Genomic DNA, 20,297 nt, shown 5'->3' with positions numbered 1-20,297 from the left:
AAATGTATCCTAAAATTATTATGTTCATAAAAATAGAGCTAAAAAATTAGCTCTATTTTTTATATTAAGTTTTTTTAATTTGCTCAATTTAATATTGACTTTTTAATTGAAAACAATTATCATTATATTAGAGCAAATGATAATTAATATCATTTCACTCAGCTCATAAGTAGCCTATATTTTAAAATATTGTATATTTCCTAAAACAAACAAATTTCAAAAAGGACTGTCCCCCAATTTATCAATTGAACAGTCCTTTTTGTTATTCATCATTTAATTTGTATCCTACCCCAATTTCAGTTATTATATATTCAGGATTAGCTGGCTCTTTTTCTATTTTTCTTCTTAATGTGGCCATAAATACTCTTAATGATTTTATTTCACTTCCAAGTGCACTTCCCCATATTTCTTTTGCAATAAATTTATGAGTTAAAACTTTTCCATGATATTTTACAAGTAATGACAATATATCATACTCACTAGGTGTTAGATGTATCTCTTCCCCATCAATACTAACTTTTCTTTTTTCAAAATCTATAAATAAACTTTTGTATTCAAAATCAGTTTTTGAGTTTATCTTTGGTTTATTTTTTTCAGAGTGTCTAATAGCTACTCTAACTCTTGCTAGTAATTCTGCTATTGAAAATGGCTTAGTTATATAATCATCCGCCCCCATATCAAATGCATCTACTTTTTCTCTATCTTGTTCTCTTGCTGATACTACAATTATAGGAACATCGGATAAGTTTCTTATATTTTTTATTACTTCTATTCCATCCATATCTCCTAAACCTAAATCTAGCAATATAACATCTGGAGAATGTGACATAGCTAGCGATATTCCTTCTTTTCCATTTATTGCTTCTTTTATTATATAGCCTTGAGTTGCAAGAGATGTATTTATAAATTTGCGAATTGTATAATCATCTTCAACAATTAAAATACTATGCTTATTCATATTGTCCCCCATTCAATTACTCTTCCTTAGGCAATGTAAATTTGAAAGTTGCACCTTTATTTAAGTTGTTTTTAACACTTATTTCACCTTTATGAGCATTTATTATTGATTTACAAATTGATAGTCCAAGACCTACTCCTTTTCTTGAATCTGAATAATTTAATTCTCCAGTAAAAAATCTATCAAATATATTGTCTATTACTTTCTCATTAATTCCAGGTCCATTATCTATAACTTCAAATGCTACATTATTACCTAATTCATATACACTTATTTTAATTTCACATGCTCCATTTGAATACTTTATAGCATTATCAATTAAGTTTATAAAGACTTGTTCTATAAGCTTTGCATCCATTGGAACAAAAATTATTTTATCTGGCATTTCTATTTTAATTTTTATATCTTGAATTCTCTTTTTTATATGAGATAAAGATTGTGAAATAACCTCTTCAACTATTTCTGGATTTTTAGTTACCTCCAGTTTACCTTCATCTATCCTAGTCATACTAAGTAAATTCTCTACTAATCTAATTAACCATTGTGTATCTTCAAATACTCCATTTAATAACTCATCAATAATGCTTTCATCTATCAAGCTTTTATTTTTAATTATAGTACTCACAGCTCCACTTATTCCAGCAAGTGGTGTTCTTAAATCATGGGAAATAGCTCGTAATAAACTACTTCTTAACCTTTCACTTTCTATTTCAAGACTAGCCTCTTTTTGAACTTCTGATAAAATTTCCCTTTCTAATGCTATTGCCATTTGAGCAATTACTGCTTCAATTAAACATATATCTTCATTATCAAGCTTTTTATCAATACAAGCTACCCCTATCACTCCTAGCGTTTCGCTCATTCCAATTATTGGCATATAAAATCCATTTGATCCTGGCAAAGTATCTGTACCTGTACCTGCTATAGAATCATTATTAAAAGCCCAGGTTGCAACAGCTTTTTCAGAATCATTTATAAAAAATTCTTCGTCTTGTTTGTTTTTTATGTTTTTATAAAGATTTAACTGCTTTTTATTTTTATCACTTACATAGCACGCAACATTTTTATTTAATCCAATTGATAAAAGCTCCAAACCAGTATTTATAATATCTTCTTTATTTGATAATCTTAAAAAACTTCTTCCAACTTTATATAACATCTGTGTGTTTTGTTCACGCTTTGAATAAATTTCTACTTGCTGCTTTATTCTTGATGTAAGTGATGAAGTTATTATACCAACTATACAAAATACAAATAAAGTAATTATATAGTTAGTATCATCTATATCTAGCGTATATAGTGGGCTTGTAAATAAGTAGTTTAATAAAATTATATTTAAAATTGAACTTATTATACCTGTTCCATATCCATTTGTAAATACAGATATTAATGCTATATCTAACATATACATTAAATATATATTTTCTTGTATAAATCCAGCACTTTTTAACATATGTGCAATAAGTGTTGTTATTATTGTTATTATAAAAATTTTAACTATATCTATTCCACTAATTTTAAATTTAGAAATAAATCCATTTTGTTTTTTAGGTCTATAATTTCTACTTTTTTCACCTTTATATGGTATTACATGCACATCTATATGATCGGCCTCATCAATTAATTTATCAACTACATCTCTTTTTACAAATCTTGAAAATACACTATGTTTTCTATGATTTCTTCCAATTATAATTTTAGTTACATTTCTCATTTTAGAATATCTTAGTATATCTTCTATCATATTATCTCCATGTAATAATACAACTTCTGCTCCTAACTTTTTTGCAAGTTCTAAGTTAGACTCTAGCTGAGCTTTTGCTTCTTTAGATAATTCTTCTTTATTAGGGTCTTTTATATAAATAGCAATTACCCTTGATAAAGATGATTGAGAAATTCTAGATGCAGTTCTTATTAACTTAGCAGTAGATGGTGATGGAGATATACAAACAAGAATAGTCTCACTTGTCGGTAACACTTCTACTCCACCTTTTGATAGCCTAGTTATTTCAACTTCTTTATTAACTTTTTCAGCCGTTTTTCTTAAAGCTAATTCTCTTAATGCTACTAAGTTTTCTTTTAAAAAAAAGTTTTCTTGTGCCTTTATAGCTTGCTCTTTTTTATATATTTTACCTTGGTTAAACCTTTCGAGCAAAACATCTGGCTCTACATCTATAAGTTCTAATTGTGATGAAATATCAATTAACTTATCAGGTATAGTTTCTTTAACTGAAACATTAGCTACAATTTCAATTATATCATTTAAACTTTCTAAATGTTGTACATTTACAGTTGTATATACGTCTATCCCAGCTATTAAAAGTTCCTCTATATCTTGCCATCTTTTACTATGTCTACACCCCTTAGCATTTGTGTGTGCTAGTTCATCTACTAGTATAACCTCTGGTTTTCTTTTAAGTGCTAAATCTAAGTTAAATTCTTTTAAATCTATAGTTTTATATTTTATATATTTTAATTCAAGTACCTCTAATCCATCTAGCAATGCTAGTGTTTCTTTCCTAGAGTGAGGTTCTATATATCCTACTACTACGTCTATTCCACTTTCTTTTAAACTATGTGCAGACTCAAGCATGGAGTAGGTTTTACCTACTCCTGCTGCATATCCAAAGAAAATTTTTAATTGACCTCTTTTTTGACTTTTCTCTTCTTTATTTATTTTATTTAATAAACTTTCCGGATCTGGTCTATTCATAAATCCCCCTACTAATTATTTAATTTTTTCCAAATCTAGATTAAGCTGTAATACATTTACTGTAGGTTCTCCAAACATACCTATAAGCTTAGAATTTGTATTTTTATCTATAAGTTCTAATAATTTTTCTTTAGAAACTTTACTATACTTAGAAACTCTATCAACTTGGTACTTAGCTCCCCTTAAAGATATATCTGGATCTAACCCACTTGCTGATGCAGTTACCAAATCTACAGGAATTTTTTCTGTATTTTTTTCATCATATTTTTTATACATTTTTATTCTTTCATTTAATACTTTTTTAAAATTTTCCCCAGTTGGAGACATATTGCTTCCAGAAGACCCTAACGGATTGTATGGATAATCTTGCGTTTCTGATGGTCTTGACCAGAAATATTTTGGATCTGTAAAGTTTTGCCCGATAAGTTTTGATCCTATCTTTTTATCGTTTTCTTCAATTATACTACCATTTGCTTTATTTGGTACAAATATTTGAGCAAAAGCAGTTATTGTTAATGGATATATAACCCCAGTTATGACTGTCATAATTAAAAATATTAACGATGCTCTTTTTATATATTTCATATCTCAATCTCCTTATCATATTATAAAATTGTACCTATAATCATGTCTATAATTTTTATACATATAAATGGTGTTATAATGCCACCTACACCATATATCATTAAATTTCTTGATAAAAGTTTACTTGCAGGTAACTCTCTATACTTAACTCCTTTAAGTGCAAGTGGTACTAATGCAATTATTATAATTGCATTGTATATAACCGCACTCATTATAGCACTTTCAGGGCTATTAAGATTCATTATGTTCAACTTATTCAACTGTGGATAAACCCCTAAAAATAATGGTGGTATTATTGCAAAATACTTAGCGATATCATTTGCAATACTAAAAGTCGTAAGAGCTCCTCTTGTCATAAGTAGCTGTTTGCCTATTTTTACTATTTCTATTAATTTGGTTGGACTAGAATCTAAATCTACCATGTTCCCTGCTTCTTTTGCAGCTTGTGTCCCCGTATTCATAGCAACAGCAACATCTGCTTGAGCAAGGGCAGGAGCATCATTACTACCATCACCTGTCATAGCTACCAAATGCCCCTTTCTTTGATACTCATGAATTAAATCAAGTTTAGCTTTAGGTGTTGCCTCTGCTAAAAAATCATCAACTCCAGCTTCTGCTGCTATTGCCGCTGCTGTTAAAGGATTATCTCCTGTTATCATTATCGTCTTTATTCCCATCTTTCTTAAATCATTGAACTTTTCATATACTCCTTTTTTAAGAATATCTTTTAAATATATCACCCCTAATACCCTATTGTTTTTACAAACAACTAAAGGAGTTCCACCTTTTTTTGAAATTTCCTCAACGATTTCATCACATTCCTTTGGATATTTTCCACCTTGTTTTTCTACAAACTGTTTTATAGCACTAGCTGCACCTTTTCTTATTTTATCTTCAATTAAGTTAGCTCCACTCATTCTAGTCTTTGCTGAAAAGGCTACAAATTCTATATCATTATTTGATGAATTATTATCATCTAATGGATGTATCTTATTTGCAAGCACGACTATACTTCTTCCCTCAGGGGTTTCATCTAATATAGAGCTTAATTTTGCACAGTTTATAAATTCCTTCATGTCTACATGCTTAAGAGGTATAAAATCACTTGCTTGTCTATTTCCATGAGTTATAGTTCCTGTTTTATCTAAAAGTAATACATCTACATCTCCCGCTGCTTCTATAGCTCTTCCTGATGTTGCAAGAACATTTTTATTATTTAATCTACTCATTCCTGCAATTCCAATTGAAGAAAGTAACCCTCCAATAGTGGTTGGAGCTAAACAAACTAATAAAGCTACCAGTGAAGTTATAGAAACTACAGTCCCTACTCCATTTTGTTTTACTGCAAAATAACTAAATGGATATAAAGTTACTGTTACTATTAAAAATATTGAAGTTAATGCAATTAATAATGTTTGTAAAGCTATTTCATTTGGTGTTTTTTTCCTTTTAGCTCCTTCTACCATAGCAATCATCTTATCTAGAAAACTTTCTCCTGGACTTGATGTTACTTCTACTATTAAATAATCAGAAACTACTGTAGTTCCACCTGTTACTGCACATCTATCTCCACCTGATTCTCTTATAACTGGAGCACTCTCCCCAGTTATAGCACTTTCATCTACTGATGCAACTCCTTCTATAACATCTCCATCTGCAGGAACTTGCTCATTTGCATCAACTAAAACTATATCTCCTTTTTTTAATAAGCTTGATTGTATCATTTCAAACTCACTATTTTTATTGCAAGACTTTAGCTTTTTAGCTAATACATCTTTTTTTGCAGCTCTCAAACTACTAGCTTGAGCTTTACCTCTTCCTTCAGCTATAGCTTCTGCGAAATTTGCAAATAGTACTGTTGACCATAAAAAAATACTTATCATTAAAGCAAATGATGTATTGTCATTCGTCATATTTAAAAATGACATAATAGTTATTAAACTAGTAATTATTGATCCTATATATACTACAAACATAACTGGGTTTTTAAGCTGCACTTTAAAGCTTAACTTTTTAATAGAATCTTTTATAGCATCTTTTAAAATATCTTTACTTATAAAACTTTTATTTGAATTACTCATAATAATATCTCCCTTATACTAAAGTTTAAAAAAACATATTCAAATGTTCTGCAATTGGCCCAAGGGCTAGTGATGGTAAAAAACCTAATGCCCCTATCATAAGAACAACTCCCACTAATAAAAATACAAATAGCATATTATTAGTTGCTAATGTCCCTGCACTTTGTGGTACTATTTTTTTACTAGCTAATGATTGGGCTATCTTTATAATTAAAACTATTGGTATAAAACGAGCTAATATCATTATTATACTTGTTAATATATTCATAAAATTATTATTTGCATAAAATCCTGCAAACGCACTTCCATTGTTATTTCCTGTAGAACTTAGTGCATATAGAATTTCTGAAAAACCATGTGGTCCATTATTAGTTAAGAAAAAGTCTATATTTGGAACCATACATGTGATAGCACTTCCAACTAATACTAACGCCGGTGTAGTTATTATTAAAATTGATGCCATTTTCATTTCAAATGGTTCTATTTTTTTACCTAGATATTCTGGAGTTCTACCTACCATAAGCCCTGATATAAATACAGTAAGAATTACAAATGCAAGCATTCCATAAAGACCACATCCAACGCCTCCAAATACAACCTCACCTAATTGCATAAGTAATGTTAAAATCATTCCTCCCATTGGTGTAAAAGAGTCATGCATAGAGTTTACAGATCCATTTGATGCCGAAGTAGTTGTTACTCCCCATATAGCTGAATTTATTACTCCAAACCTAGATTCTTTTCCTTCCATATTTCCACCAGACTGGTCAGATTTAAATTCACTTGTTATATACTTATTATTTGCAAGTTCTGGAGTAGCTTTAAATTCAAAATACATTGCAGATGATATCGCTAGTGTGAATATAATCATCATTGCACATAAAATTACATTTCCTTGCTTTCTATCGTTTACCATCTCTCCAAATGTAAAACATAATGCTGCAGGTATTAAAATTATAGAAACAACTTGCGCCATATTAGATAAATAAGTTGGATTTTCAAATGGATATGCTGAATTTGTACCAAAGAATCCACCTCCATTAGTACCTAATTGTTTTATAGCAATTTGACTTGCTGCAGGGCCTCCTGGAATTATTTGATTGTCTACTACACCCTTATTTTCTGTTTCTACACTCTGAACTAACTTAACTTCTTGATAAGGTTTTAAATTTTGTACTACACCTTGTGTTGTTAAAAATATAGCTAAAACAACAGAAAGAGGTAAAAGTATATATAAAGTTGATTTAGTTAAATCTTTCCAAAAATTTCCTATAGAGTTGCATTTACTTCTTTTAAATCCTCTTATTAATACCATAAGTACACTTATTCCTACTGCTGCTGATAAAAAGTTTTGAACCGTTAATCCTAACATTTGAGTTAAATAGCTTAAAGTACTTTCTCCACTATAAGCTTGCCAGTTTGTATTTGTAACAAAACTTGTAGCTGTGTTAAACGCTAATTTCCAATCTAAATTTTTTAGCTTTTCTGGATTTAATGGAAGTATATATTGAATCATTTGTAATAAAAATACAAATATTAGACTTATTATACTAAATGAAATAACACTTAATATATATTCCTTACCATTCATTTCTTCATCTTTTTTTATATTTAACACCTTGTATATAAATTTTTCGATTGGTGCTAATATCCTAGTTAAAAACACCTTTTCATCTTTAAATACTTTCGATATATAAATACCTAAAGGTTTTGCTAGTAATATAACTACTGCAAGAAAAATAAATACTTGAATTACAATACTCATCTTCATAATCTCCTCCTAAATTTTCTATATACTCATTTTATGTGTTTTAGTATAAAGTGGAGGTTAAGATAATTATTACTGCATTAAGATTGTATAAAGATAAAAATAGACAAATTAACTCCAAACAAAAAAGGTTACCTAATTTCTTAGATAACCTTTTAAATGATATTTATTATTTTACATACACATTAGATACATATCCAATCTGTCCATTAAACTTTATTTTATGCCAATCAAATTTAGTGTCTAAAACTTCAACTTTTTCTCCCTTTGATAAATATCCGATTGAGTTAAACATACTACCTCTTCCGTTTCTTACACAAACCCCATCAGATAAAGCTATAGCCACATTTTTATTAACTTTAAGTCCTTTTTCATCTTTAAATCCTAGGTTTGAAACAACTCCGTCAACTATACCATTAGCTACTCTTTCTTGATATTCATTAGTTGTTAACTTATTTCCTTCATCCTCATTAGATATAAACCCACACTCTACAAGTACTGCTGGAGCTTCATTGTCTCTTAAAACTTGTAAGTTTCCTTTTTTAACACCTCTATTAAGTCCATTAGTGCTACTTAATAAACTTTTTTGAACTACATCTGCAAACTCTTTATTTTCATCGTTATAATAAAAAGTTTCTATACCTTTTGTAGTTGTATCTTCTGCTGCATTTTGATGAATAGATACAAACATATCAACATCTGCTAAGTTTGACTTATTTGTTCTTTCTCTTAGTGAAACATATTCATCACTTTTTCTACTAGTCATAATATCTATTCCACGTTTTTCTAGCTTTGCTTCAACTTTATTAGCTATTTGAAGATTTAAATTATCTTCGATTCTATTATTATAAGCAGATCCATTGTCATTTCCACCATGGCCTGCATCTATGAACACCTTATAATTATTTGCGTGAGAAACTGTCATTGTCGACATAAATGCTGTTGATAAAACTACAGCTACTACACCTTTTCTTATTGTCGTAATTTTCAAAATATTCCTCCTTTTTAACTTTTATGTAATTTTTACTACACAAACTATTATACATAATTTTTCATTTTTTTCAACACCCTTATTTTTTTTTACATTTTATGAGTCCATACCCAAATTTTCTCAAATTAATAATCAAAATAAAAAAGGTACATTCAATCTAACTAGAATGCACCTTTTTTATTTTAGTTATTAATCACAATCACATCCAGATTCTTCAGAATCATCATCACAGTCATCCCAAGGTATCAATACTGGCGGTTTATCTCTTTTCTTTAAACAATTAACAGTTTTTTCAAATGATTTTTCTAGCTCATCAGCTAATACATTTATATCATTTTGTTTACCTTGAGCATCTTTTATATCCTTAATAGCTGCATTTTGTGCTGGAACAGCTTTTTCCAATTCATCCATTATGGATTTCAAATCACAAGCTGCTTGCGCTAGTGCAGCTTCTATTTCTCCCAAATTATTTGCTAAGTTTCCAACATTATCATTAATTGCAACTAGTGCTGATTTTACTTCTTTTTGGTTGTCTTTAGCATTTTTTAAATCATTGCCTAATTCTTCATTTCTTAATTTTATACTATCTATAATATTTTCTGTTCTCTCTATATCCTTTTTACAATTTTCTCCACCACATCCATGATCCTTACATTTGTAATAACATACATTTTCCCATTTATTTGCATTTTCACATTCATTCCAACCATTTTGTTTATAGCTCATCTTTAAAATCCCCCTTACAAATTTTTAAGCTTTTAGCCTGTAATCCATATTATGCCTAACACTTGCTTTTGTTTACTTTTTGATCTCACAAAAAAGGAATGTAAATAAATTTACATTCCTAAAAATACTATATAACTAGCAACCGCAACCCCAGTCTGGTTTTTCTTCATCACAATCATCCAAAGGTATTAATATTGGATTTCCGTCTTTTTCTTTTAAACATTCTACTGTATCATCAAAAGCACATTCTAAATTGTCTATCAAATCTTTTAAATCTTTTTGTTTATCTTGAGCATCTTTTATGTCTTCTAGTGCTGCATTTTGTGCTGGTATAGCATTATCTAAATCTTTAATTATGCAATTTAAGCTCTTTACAGCATTAATTAAGGCATCTTCTATATGTCCTATATCTTTAACTAAATTAGCTACATTATCATCTATATTATCTAAAGCTGATTTAACAACTTTTTGATTTTGCTTAGCATCTTTTAAGTCTTTGCCTAATAAATTATTTTTAGCTCTTATATCATCTATAAGACATTTTGTTCTAGCTATTTCTTTATTACAATTTTTAGAACATCCATTTTTACATTTATAGTAGCATACGTTGTCCCATTTATTACTTTCGCAGTTATTCCACATATTCTTTTTACAACTCATAGATAAATACACACCCTTTTATTTATTCTACAGATTTTTCATCTGTAATATATAATATGCCTAAATAATATATTTGTTAACATTTTCTTCTATTTTAAAACAAAAAAAATAGAAGCTATCTAAGCTTCTATTTCACTATTTATATCTATATTTAAAATCTGATTAATTATATACATACATCCCTTAAAACCAATATAAGGTGTATCAATACATTTATCAACTAAATCTAAACTGGTACTGCTTATTTGTAAATCTTTCTTAGATTTATGTCTCATATCGATACTAACCCTATCCCCTAAAAGTATCAATAGTTCTTTATCATTTAAATATTTGGTTGTTTCTAGATATAATTTCTCATTTACAATGTTTGCATCATCACACGTCTTATAAATAATTTCTTTTCTATCAACATTAAATCCTAATTCTTTTAGCATTTCACTAATTCCTATAACAGTATCGAAATCCCCAAATATAGCACAGTCTTTACTTCCTTTATAAAAATAAAATTTCTTTTTTACTTGAAGCAATCTCTTTTTTACTTGGGTCATTTCATCATTGTATTTTTCTTCATCTAATTTATATCCATCTATTTTTTTTATCGATTCTATAAATTTTATAACATTTTTAAATCCGTATAAATTTATATAAATATATGGTATTCCATACTCTTCTTCCATATATTTAGCAGCTTTTAGTGCTTCTTTTCTAGCTACTATATTCAATGATGCCTTTGATGCATTTTCTATTTGTTCAATACTAGAGTTAACTGTAAACATAGTGTTTACTTCTTTATTAAATAGCTCTTTCATTATCCTTTGTAACTCTTTTATATCTGCTAAATAATTGTATTTATCAACACTAAATCCCATTATGTTATATTTATTCATGTCTTTTTCATTATGCTTTACTATTTTTTTAGCTAAAAATTCTAATGCAAATTCTCGTCCTATATTATAGTCATAATTTAAATTGCTCATATTTATAGGTAGTAACTTGCAATTTGCAACACCCTTTAAATCTTTGCATAAATCTAATATCTTTTCACCAATTATACATGGCTGAGAAGATTCTACAATAAAAATATATTTAGGTTTAATATCATTATCTAAATTTATAATAGCATCTTTCAATTTCCCAAATACATTGCAAACATTTTCTTCTTCGTCAATATGTATAGAATATATCTTGCATTTATTCTCATTGCATATTTTGTTTATATTTTCTACAAAATGATGAGTCTTTATGTGCGTTCCAAATTCAATTACACATATATCACTTATACACGATAGTGTCCATATTATTCCTATTTTATCATCAGGTATTTTTAAATATTTAAATTCTTCATCCATAATATAATTCCTCCAATGGTGCCAACATCAAATTTTTATACAATCATTAAACCTCAGATTGTATAAATAAGTTAAAAGCTATTTTTAGCTTACATATTGGAATTCCATTTTGGAAAAGATTTATTTTAAATAATTTATATACTATTTAGATTTTTAATTTTACTATATAATTTTATTAAATCATTTAAATATTCACAATTTCAAAAGCAATAATTGGATTGTCCCCTATATAAGCTTTTACATTTAACATTACTTATTTAAACGTTTATTTTTGTTTATACCCATTTTTTTTTATTCGAATCATATTTTTTTATTTTTTTAAATTAATTTTTAAAGCTTTCCAAATAAGCACATAATTTTTTAAATTCATCTATATCTTTTATATCCTGAAGTTCAGCAATTCCAATCATATAGTGACTATATATGTGGTATAAAAACTGAACTTTATGCATTTCACATCTTTCAAATCCAGACTTAAAGGAGTATGAATATGGTATAAAATCATCTACGTTGTTTTCAAAATATTTAATCTTAGCAAAGCAAAGTTTATGTATTTGAAACACCATAGCAAGCGCAGAATGTTTTTCCACAAATTTCTGTGAAAAGTATTCAATAGGCTGATACTTTCCTTTTGGGTGTATATACTCCCAATTACAATTAGAGTTTAAATGTAATCTATATTCTTGTATAACCTTTTTCTTTTGTTCTTCTAATCTGCAATCCATTGAATTTAAATTCACAATAATCCCCCCTTTTCTTCTATTATATCAAGTTGATTTGTATTTATGAACGATAGTCTCTTAGTATAGTTTTTTTCTATTAAAGTACTTATATAAATCATTAAATACTATTATCTATTTTTATAATAAAATGAGAAAATTGTAATGTTTTAAAAATAAAAAGGTAGTGATTAAAAATTTTAATCACTACCTTTTTATTTTACACCCACTAAAATTTATTTAAAACTTTCCTCTACGGCAACTGCAATTGCAACTGTAGCCCCTACCATAGGATTATTTCCCATACCTATAAGTCCCATCATCTCAACATGAGCTGGTACAGATGAAGATCCAGCAAATTGTGCATCAGAATGCATTCTTCCCATAGTATCAGTCATACCATAAGATGCCGGTCCAGCACCCATATTATCAGGATGAAGAGTTCTTCCTGTTCCTCCTCCTGAAGCTACTGAAAAATATTTTTTCCCCTCTTGGTAGCACTCCTTTTTATAAGTTCCTGCTACTGGATGTTGGAATCTTGTTGGATTAGTTGAGTTACCAGTTATAGATACATCTACTCCCTCATGGTGCATAATTGCAACTCCTTCTCTAACATCATCACATCCATAACATTTAACTTTACTTCTTTCACCCTTTGAAAAAGCCTTCTCTTTTACTACTTTTAATTCACCTGTATAATAATCAAACTCAGTTTGTACATATGTAAATCCATTTATTCTTGATATTATATATGCTGCATCTTTTCCAAGTCCGTTTAATATAACTCTTAAATCTTCTTTTCTAACTTTATTAGCTTTTTCAGCTATTTTTATAGCACCTTCAGCTGCGGCAAAAGACTCGTGGCCTGCTAAAAACGCAAAACATTTAGTTTCATCTCTTAAAAGCATCCCACCTAGGTTTCCATGTCCTATCCCAACTTTTCTATCATCTGCAACAGAACCTGGAATACAAAACGCTTGTAATCCTTCTCCTATTGCTTCTGCTGCTTCTGCTGCTTTTTTGCACTCTTTTTTTATAGCTATAGCTGCTCCTACTGTATATGCCCAGCATGCATTTTCAAAAGCTATGTTTTGAGTATCTTTAACTATTTGATAAGGATCAAATCCTTTTGATTTACAAAGTTCTCTACATTCTTCTATAGAATTAATTCCGTATTTTTCTAATACTGGAGTTATTTGATTTATTCTTCTTTCATAACTTTCAAATAAAGCCATTATAGTTCACCTTCCTTATTATTTATTCATGTCTTGGGTCAACAAATTTAGCACCTTCATCAAATCTACCATAGTTAGACTTAGCTTTTTCTAGAGCTTCATTTGCTTCAATTCCCTTAGCCACCATTTCCATCATTTTTCCTAGGTGAACATATTCATATCCTATTATTTCATTATCTTCATCTAATGCTAATTTAGTAATATATCCTTCTGCCATTTCTAAATATCTAGGTCCTTTTTCAAGACTTCCATACATAGTTCCAACTTGACTTCTAAGTCCTTTTCCAAGGTCTTCAAGTCCAGATCCTACAGGTAATCCACCTTCTGAAAATGCAGTTTGGCTTCTACCATATACTATTTGTAAAAACAGTTCTCTCATAGCAGTATTTATAGCATCACATACTAAGTCTGTATTTAATGCTTCTAATATAGTTTTGCCTGGAAGAATTTCAGACGCCATTGCTGCTGAATGTGTCATACCTGAACATCCTATTGTTTCAACCAAGGCTTCTTGAATTATACCCTCTTTAACATTTAGTGTAAGTTTGCATGCTCCTTGTTGAGGCGCACACCATCCTACACCATGTGTTAATCCTGATATATCTGTAATTTGAGTTGCTTTCACCCATTTACCTTCTTCTGGTATTGGAGCTGGTCCATGGTTTGGTCCTTTGTTTATTTTACACATATTTGTGATTTCTGTTGTGTAAATCATAAGAAATCTCCTTCCTTGGTGTAATTTTTCTCTTCTTATAAATCATCTACATCTTGTATCGGTCTAATAGCCTCTCCTTTAGGACATCCTGTATAGTGTCCATCTGGATCTGAATTGCTAGTACTTTCGCTTAATATAGAGTTTACAACAGAGTTAATTCTTTTCTCTTTTTTTTGTAAGTTTTCACTTTTAATATTTTTTTTGATATTGTTTTCCTTCATATTAAATCACCTCATACTTAGGATTTCCATCTAAACTAAATATTAAAAGTAAAATTTTTGAAAATTTATTATGCATTTATTATATGACTACGTTAAAATTAAATCAATATTAGACTTATAATACCTAATATTCTTATTTTTCTAACTTTTCTCATTTAATCTTTATAACAAATCAAAAGCAACACTATATTTAAAATAGTGTTGCTCTTAATTAATAAATTTTATTTATTAGCATTCGCAATTATCATTGTGACTACATTTATTTACATGATTACAATCGTGATTGCATTCATGGTTACACTCGTGATTACATCCATTATTTTCATTTAAACATGGTTTATACCCATAGTCAGCCATATTACATCCAAAGTCGTCTTTGTAGCAATCTTTATAGCATTTTACACTTGCTTCCATACAGTTTTTAGCTTCATTCATTAAAGATTCACCTTGTTTAGCTAATCTTCTATATTCTTCCCATAAGCAATTTGCTCTTGCACATTCTTCTAATGCTTGTTGTTTTAAACAATCAGCTCTTTGTTCTGCTTGTTTAGCTTGCTGAGCAACTCTACTAGCTTTGTTTATCATACAGTTAGCTTGTTCACATTTTTCATGAGCTAATTGTTGGTACTTACTACACTCACTACAGTCATTTAAACATTCCTCATTACAACCTGGATTACATTTATTAAACTTGTTTTTGTAGTTGCATGTCATAAATCTATTCACCCTTTTTTTGTTATTAAATGTGATATATAAATATCAGCATCTTAATAATATATATGCATGTTTTCTACAAAATGTTATACAAATAATCATTTTTTTATATTTATTTTTACAAAACTAGCTAATCTTCCATTGAATTTTCTTTACTAGGATAAATATTTTCTCCCTCTTTTATATTTTTATTATTTGCAGATTTTATTATTTTATCTTTTTCTCCTACACCTTCAGTTATTACTGCAAATTCATTATTCGTCTCACCTGTTTTAACTTCTTGTTTATATACAATTCCGTCTATTACCTTATAAACAAATCTTTTTTCATCCTGTTGTAATAATGCAGTATATGGAACTTTTATAGGATTATTAAGTACCTCTATAGTAGTTTGAACATGAAATCCATTTTTAATATTTTTTAAATCTTGGTTTTCTAAAAAATTAACCTTTATATCATAGTAAGATAAACCTTGCTTTGAATCCTTTTTTGATGTAATTTTATCAACTGAAGGTCGCTCCCCGATAAAAGTAACTTTTCCTTTTACCTTTTCTTTAGTAGAGTTTACCATCACTTGTACTTCTTGATTTAGATTTATCTTTGATAAATCCTGTTCACTAACTTGCCCTTTTACATAAAGATCTTCAGAGTCTAATGTCATAATTGGAGCAGTCTCATTTTCACTACTGTTTTGATGGCTTATATATACCTTACCTGCAAAAGGAGCTTCCACTGAATAACTAGATTTATCTTCAATTATTTTTATCTTATCATTTAATTTAGTTATTTCTTCCTCCATGGTTTTCTTTAAAGTTTCATCTTGAATAACTTTTAGTTCCTCTTCTTTTGTTGTTAACTGTTCTTTTAAATTATCGATTTCCGGAGACACATTTTCATTTTTATAAGTAAATAATACCTGCCCTTGATCAACCTTTTGTCCATCTTCTACTGCTATATTTTCGATCTCTCCTTTACTAGGTTCTGCAAAAAAATCTTTTGATTTGCCTGGCATAACCTTTCCATCTATAATAATTTTTTCTTTTTCTGGAACATTGTATATTTCAGGAACTTGAGCTTTTTCATTTGCATTGCTCATACTGTTTTTTATTTTAATTCCAAAAAAAACCGCCATAAAAATAGCTATTACTATCACGCCACCTATAATAGCTTTCTTTTTATTTAGATTTATGCTTTTTTTCAAAGAAATCCCCCCAAAGTATATTTTGTCTTTTATATGTTTATTATATAGTAGTTTGGTATAATTTGTCATTCAAATTGTTCTCTAAATTAGGTTACAAGTTTTTAACTTTAATCACAAAAAAATGAGGATAAAATCCTCATTAATTTATGAACTCAGTATTTTCAACTCTCCATTTAATTAGGTTTATATATAACCAAAATCCATATATACCAAAAGTTATTATAGTTAGTATCCACCATTTTATATAATGCACAAATAAATCAGTTCCACTTCCTACAAATTGCAACTTTTTTCCATCTATTGTAGTGTTATCTATTTCCCATCTATACTTAATACACATAGCCCATGGAGTTGCTATTCCTATTGTAAAAAAAATTATAATTGCTGCTAAAATATTAACCCCTATAAACCCTAATATATTCCCTTCAAATCTTGATTTCATTTGTATTTCCTCCTTAGTTGTTTATATTTATATTATATATTCAGATAAAATTATAGTCTATAAACTGAACTTTAAATAAATCTTAAATAAATCTTAAATTTAAAATTTTTTATGAATTATCTAAATTAACTCTATTTTTTACTTATTTATATTTAATGGTATAATTCTTTTATATAAATTTACATAATTTAATTTAGGAGGTTTTCATGAAAGTAAAAACTATTTCACCATTTTCAATATTATTTTCATCCATTGCCGTATTTGTCTTTGGAATAATGGTCCTGTTTAATTCCAAATTTGTAAGTAATCTAACTTTAAATATGATATCCATATACCTTTTGATTATAGGTGTTTTACATATACTATCTTATATATTTAATAGTAAAAATACGATGTTAGGAAAACTTAGTTTAGGTATTTTATATGTAATACTTTCATTGTCAATAAAATTCCATCCTGAATTTTTTAGAATTTCAGCTGTTAGAATAATAGGTATATATGCATTTTTAAATTTTTTAGCACGAACTACCGCCGCATTAATTTTGTATAAAAATAAAGTAAAAGGATGGTTATCTGGGTTAATAGTAAGTGTTGTGTCATTAATTTTTAGTGTTGTACTTTTATTTCATCCACAAGAATACATGATATTTGTTTCAAAGCTAGCAGGTATATATGTAATACTTTATTCACTTACTCTTTTAGCTGATTTTTTCAAAGAAATTTCTGATGAAAATATAGTTCCTGATAAACTCAAAAGAAAAGTTAGAATAGGATTGCCCCTACTTTATTCGGCATTTATACCTCAGCAACTTCTTGAAAAAGTAAATGAATTTGTTAAATTAGATTCTGATGAAGACACATTTATAGAAAATAAAGATGTTTTAAATGCAAGCAACCCTTATTCAACTGTTGATATATTTATACATCTTGCTCCTGATTGTGCAAACGGGTTTGGCCATATAGATATCTCATTCGAAAATACTACATACTCATATGGGACTTATGACAGTAGCTCTAATAGGTTATTTACACTTGTAAGTGATGGTGTTTTAATTGAAGTTGAAACTGATAAATATATAGAAATTTTAAATACACAATTTAATAGATCATTAATTGGTTTTACATTAGCTTTAACTAAAGATCAACATGAATTAATAAAAAATAGAATAAATAAAATTAAATCTAATTGTTATTTATGGAAATGTCCAGCTCAACTCAGTCCAAATGGAGATTATACAGATGAGACAAATATAATGTATCTTGACGCAAATTGTAAGTACTATAAATTTAAATCCGGATATTTTAAAACTTATTTTACTTTAACTGCAAATTGTGTTAGATTAGCTGATACAATTGTAGGTTCAGCTGGTCTAGATTTAATAGCAGTTAATGGGATTATAACTCCTGGAACTTATTATAACTATTTAGAAAATTTATTTAGAAGGAAAAATACTATTGTAATAAAAAAGAAAATTTATAAAAAGCATACAAATAATTAAAGATGAGTTATCTAATCCTTAGATAACTCATCTTTATATGAAAGCATACTACTTAAAAACACACTCAAACAAACAACGCTAGTTACAGATATTAACATTGATGTTATCTTCGCAAGTACTGTAACAGGAATTATATCCCCATACCCAATAGTAGTAAAGGTTATTACCGTATAGTAAAATAAATCAAATTTATTATTAGCATTTAAAAATGCGCCTTGTTCTAATCCATTAACTAGGCAAACAATTAAATATAAATTAATAATTAACATTATTAATATAAGGATAGATGCAATAATAATTCTAGAGTATCCGTTATCTTCTTTTTTTATAGATTTAATATTAGCAGGATTTGCAATTAAGGTTATTAATGTTTTTATATTTAAATAGTAGCAAACTATCATACCTATTAATCCTACATATATATTATTTGTAAACTCTTTTGGAAAAATCAACACTACCGTTAAGTAACTGCTTATCATAAAGTAGCTTAGTATAAAGTCTACCTTTAAATTTTTATGTTCAACATTATGTATAAAATTTTGTATTTTTAAACTTAATGCCAGTATATATCCAATAGCATAATGTACTATAATAAGACATACTATGGCTAACCAAAGCTTTATTATCCATTCAATTTTTCCATAATATAAATTTATATGTAAATATTTAATTATTCCTGCATAAATAGTGATAAAACTTGTTAATTCTGCTATCAAAATAAGAATAGCCTGGATTATTCTAATTAAGATAGATTTATCAGTAAACAAATCTCTATATGCATTATTTATTTCTTTTATTGATTTTAAAATCGATGTCTTTAACCTTTTATTAATTTTTCTATTTCTAATTAATAATATTCCTATCGAAAAAATTGTTACAACAATAATTATAAAACTTCCCATTTTCCCTCCACCTTATAAATAATTCTATTATTAATATTACTTAAATTTACTTTAATGTCAAATTCAATTAAGACTTTAAATGCCTAGAAACCTTGCTAAATACCTAATTCATTGCATAAAAAAATCGATTGCACTAAAGCAATCGATTTTTATTTTATTGTTCTTCAATTATTCCATATCCTAATCCATGTCTTTTATATACAGTGTTTATTTTATCAGTTTCTGAATTTCTAAACATATAGAAATCATGTCCTAGCAATTCCATTTGAAGTATTGCTTCTTCACTGCTCATAGGTTTTATTGAGAATTTTTTAACTCTTTCTATGTGAATATCTTTTTCATCTATATTACTTTCAAAATTATAATCTTCTATGTTTTCAAATCTTATACTTTGATGACTATTTTTTCTATTTTTTGATCTAGTTTTATACTTTCTAAGTTGTTTATATAACTTATCATAAACTCCATCTATAGCTGAGTATAAATCTTTTTGTCCTTCTTCCGCTCTTATTATAGGTCCTTTTATTGGTAATACAGTTACTTCAACTGTTTGTTTTTCTTTTTCAGCGCTTATAGTAACTTTTACATCTGTATCTACGTTTAGGTACTGTTGTAATTTCTCCATCTTACTCTCAATCTTAGCGTTGATGCTTTCTGTTGGATTTATATTTTTACCGATTACTCTTATATTCATAAGTAGTACCTCCTTGTATAAACAATTGTTAAATACTTAATCTTTTGTAAGGTTTTATATTTAACTTACCTTAATTCTATAGCAACTTCTTCCAAATTTCCATTCTATATTTTATATTTTTTTC

Annotated in this window: 19 protein-coding genes; 1 reads left to right on the top strand and 18 read right to left on the bottom strand. The window is 28.0% G+C overall.

Annotation, left to right across the window (positions count from 1 at the left end; all coding sequences use genetic code 11):
• Window positions 1–262: 262 nt before the first annotated feature.
• From ACN6I1_RS04145 to ACN6I1_RS04070, 16 genes are all read right to left on the bottom strand, one after another.
• Complete coding sequence (locus tag ACN6I1_RS04145; protein WP_419742819.1) at window positions 263–958, bottom strand: response regulator transcription factor; 696 nt, start codon at window positions 956–958, stop codon at window positions 263–265.
• 16 nt (window positions 959–974) lie between these two features.
• Window positions 975–3,671 carry an ATP-binding protein gene (locus ACN6I1_RS04140; protein ID WP_419742818.1) on the bottom strand — a complete coding sequence of 899 codons (2,697 nt, stop codon included), beginning with the start codon at window positions 3,669–3,671 and terminating at the stop codon, window positions 975–977.
• Between the two features lie 15 nt (window positions 3,672–3,686).
• Window positions 3,687–4,256, bottom strand: a complete 570-nt coding sequence (gene kdpC, locus ACN6I1_RS04135) for a potassium-transporting ATPase subunit KdpC (RefSeq protein WP_419742817.1) — start codon at window positions 4,254–4,256, stop codon at window positions 3,687–3,689.
• Between the two features lie 20 nt (window positions 4,257–4,276).
• Window positions 4,277–6,337, bottom strand: a complete 2,061-nt coding sequence (gene kdpB / locus ACN6I1_RS04130; RefSeq protein ID WP_419742816.1) for a potassium-transporting ATPase subunit KdpB — start codon at window positions 6,335–6,337, stop codon at window positions 4,277–4,279.
• A 25-nt stretch (window positions 6,338–6,362) separates the two neighbouring features.
• Entirely contained in the window at window positions 6,363–8,108 is a 1,746-nt protein-coding gene (gene kdpA / locus ACN6I1_RS04125) for a potassium-transporting ATPase subunit KdpA (RefSeq protein ID WP_419742815.1), read from the bottom strand.
• A 166-nt stretch (window positions 8,109–8,274) separates the two neighbouring features.
• Window positions 8,275–9,096 carry an N-acetylmuramoyl-L-alanine amidase gene (locus tag ACN6I1_RS04120; protein WP_419742814.1) on the bottom strand — a complete coding sequence of 274 codons (822 nt, stop codon included), beginning with the start codon at window positions 9,094–9,096 and terminating at the stop codon, window positions 8,275–8,277.
• A 189-nt stretch (window positions 9,097–9,285) separates the two neighbouring features.
• The gene (locus tag ACN6I1_RS04115) at window positions 9,286–9,822 is read right to left on the bottom strand and encodes a hypothetical protein (protein ID WP_419742813.1); all 537 of its coding nucleotides are present in this window, start codon (window positions 9,820–9,822) and stop codon (window positions 9,286–9,288) included.
• A 135-nt stretch (window positions 9,823–9,957) separates the two neighbouring features.
• Entirely contained in the window at window positions 9,958–10,482 is a 525-nt protein-coding gene (locus ACN6I1_RS04110; RefSeq protein WP_419742812.1) for a hypothetical protein, read from the bottom strand.
• A 119-nt stretch (window positions 10,483–10,601) separates the two neighbouring features.
• The gene (locus ACN6I1_RS04105; RefSeq protein ID WP_419742811.1) at window positions 10,602–11,831 is read right to left on the bottom strand and encodes a nitrogenase component 1; all 1,230 of its coding nucleotides are present in this window, start codon (window positions 11,829–11,831) and stop codon (window positions 10,602–10,604) included.
• Window positions 11,832–12,154: 323 nt separating this feature from the next.
• On the bottom strand, window positions 12,155–12,571 hold the full coding sequence (locus ACN6I1_RS04100) for a hypothetical protein (protein ID WP_025162867.1): 417 nt from the start codon (window positions 12,569–12,571) through the stop codon (window positions 12,155–12,157).
• Window positions 12,572–12,786: 215 nt separating this feature from the next.
• Window positions 12,787–13,785, bottom strand: a complete 999-nt coding sequence (locus ACN6I1_RS04095; protein ID WP_419742810.1) for a GGGtGRT protein — start codon at window positions 13,783–13,785, stop codon at window positions 12,787–12,789.
• A gap of 22 nt (window positions 13,786–13,807) precedes the next feature.
• Window positions 13,808–14,500 (bottom strand): iron-sulfur cluster assembly scaffold protein, encoded by a 693-nt coding sequence (locus ACN6I1_RS04090; protein ID WP_419742809.1) that lies wholly within the window; start codon window positions 14,498–14,500, stop codon window positions 13,808–13,810.
• 35 nt (window positions 14,501–14,535) lie between these two features.
• The gene (locus ACN6I1_RS04085) at window positions 14,536–14,721 is read right to left on the bottom strand and encodes a hypothetical protein (protein ID WP_021429319.1); all 186 of its coding nucleotides are present in this window, start codon (window positions 14,719–14,721) and stop codon (window positions 14,536–14,538) included.
• Between the two features lie 228 nt (window positions 14,722–14,949).
• Entirely contained in the window at window positions 14,950–15,435 is a 486-nt protein-coding gene (locus ACN6I1_RS04080; protein ID WP_419742808.1) for a hypothetical protein, read from the bottom strand.
• A gap of 130 nt (window positions 15,436–15,565) precedes the next feature.
• Window positions 15,566–16,636: an efflux RND transporter periplasmic adaptor subunit gene (locus tag ACN6I1_RS04075; RefSeq protein WP_419742807.1), complete on the bottom strand. Its 1,071-nt coding sequence runs from the start codon at window positions 16,634–16,636 to the stop codon at window positions 15,566–15,568.
• A 139-nt stretch (window positions 16,637–16,775) separates the two neighbouring features.
• A complete protein-coding gene (locus ACN6I1_RS04070; protein WP_419742806.1) occupies window positions 16,776–17,078 on the bottom strand; it encodes a hypothetical protein in 303 nt (100 codons plus the stop codon).
• 206 nt (window positions 17,079–17,284) lie between these two features.
• Here ACN6I1_RS04070 and ACN6I1_RS04065 point away from each other — a divergent pair, with 206 nt between their 5' ends.
• Complete coding sequence (locus ACN6I1_RS04065; protein ID WP_419742805.1) at window positions 17,285–18,577, top strand: HdeD family acid-resistance protein; 1,293 nt, start codon at window positions 17,285–17,287, stop codon at window positions 18,575–18,577.
• Between the two features lie 11 nt (window positions 18,578–18,588).
• Here ACN6I1_RS04065 and ACN6I1_RS04060 read toward each other — a convergent pair whose 3' ends face one another.
• Both ACN6I1_RS04060 and hpf read right to left on the bottom strand, forming a co-directional pair.
• Window positions 18,589–19,479, bottom strand: a complete 891-nt coding sequence (locus tag ACN6I1_RS04060) for a potassium channel family protein (protein WP_419742804.1) — start codon at window positions 19,477–19,479, stop codon at window positions 18,589–18,591.
• A gap of 154 nt (window positions 19,480–19,633) precedes the next feature.
• A complete protein-coding gene (gene hpf / locus ACN6I1_RS04055; protein WP_021431434.1) occupies window positions 19,634–20,173 on the bottom strand; it encodes a ribosome hibernation-promoting factor, HPF/YfiA family in 540 nt (179 codons plus the stop codon).
• Between the last annotated feature and the right edge of the window lie 124 nt (window positions 20,174–20,297).

It is taken from the genome of Paraclostridium dentum (genome assembly GCF_048568265.1).
Lineage (GTDB): Bacteria > Bacillota > Clostridia > Peptostreptococcales > Peptostreptococcaceae > Paraclostridium > Paraclostridium dentum.
The sequence above is the reverse complement of the archived record's forward strand: the minus strand, read 5'-3'. Positions and strand labels throughout refer to the sequence as shown.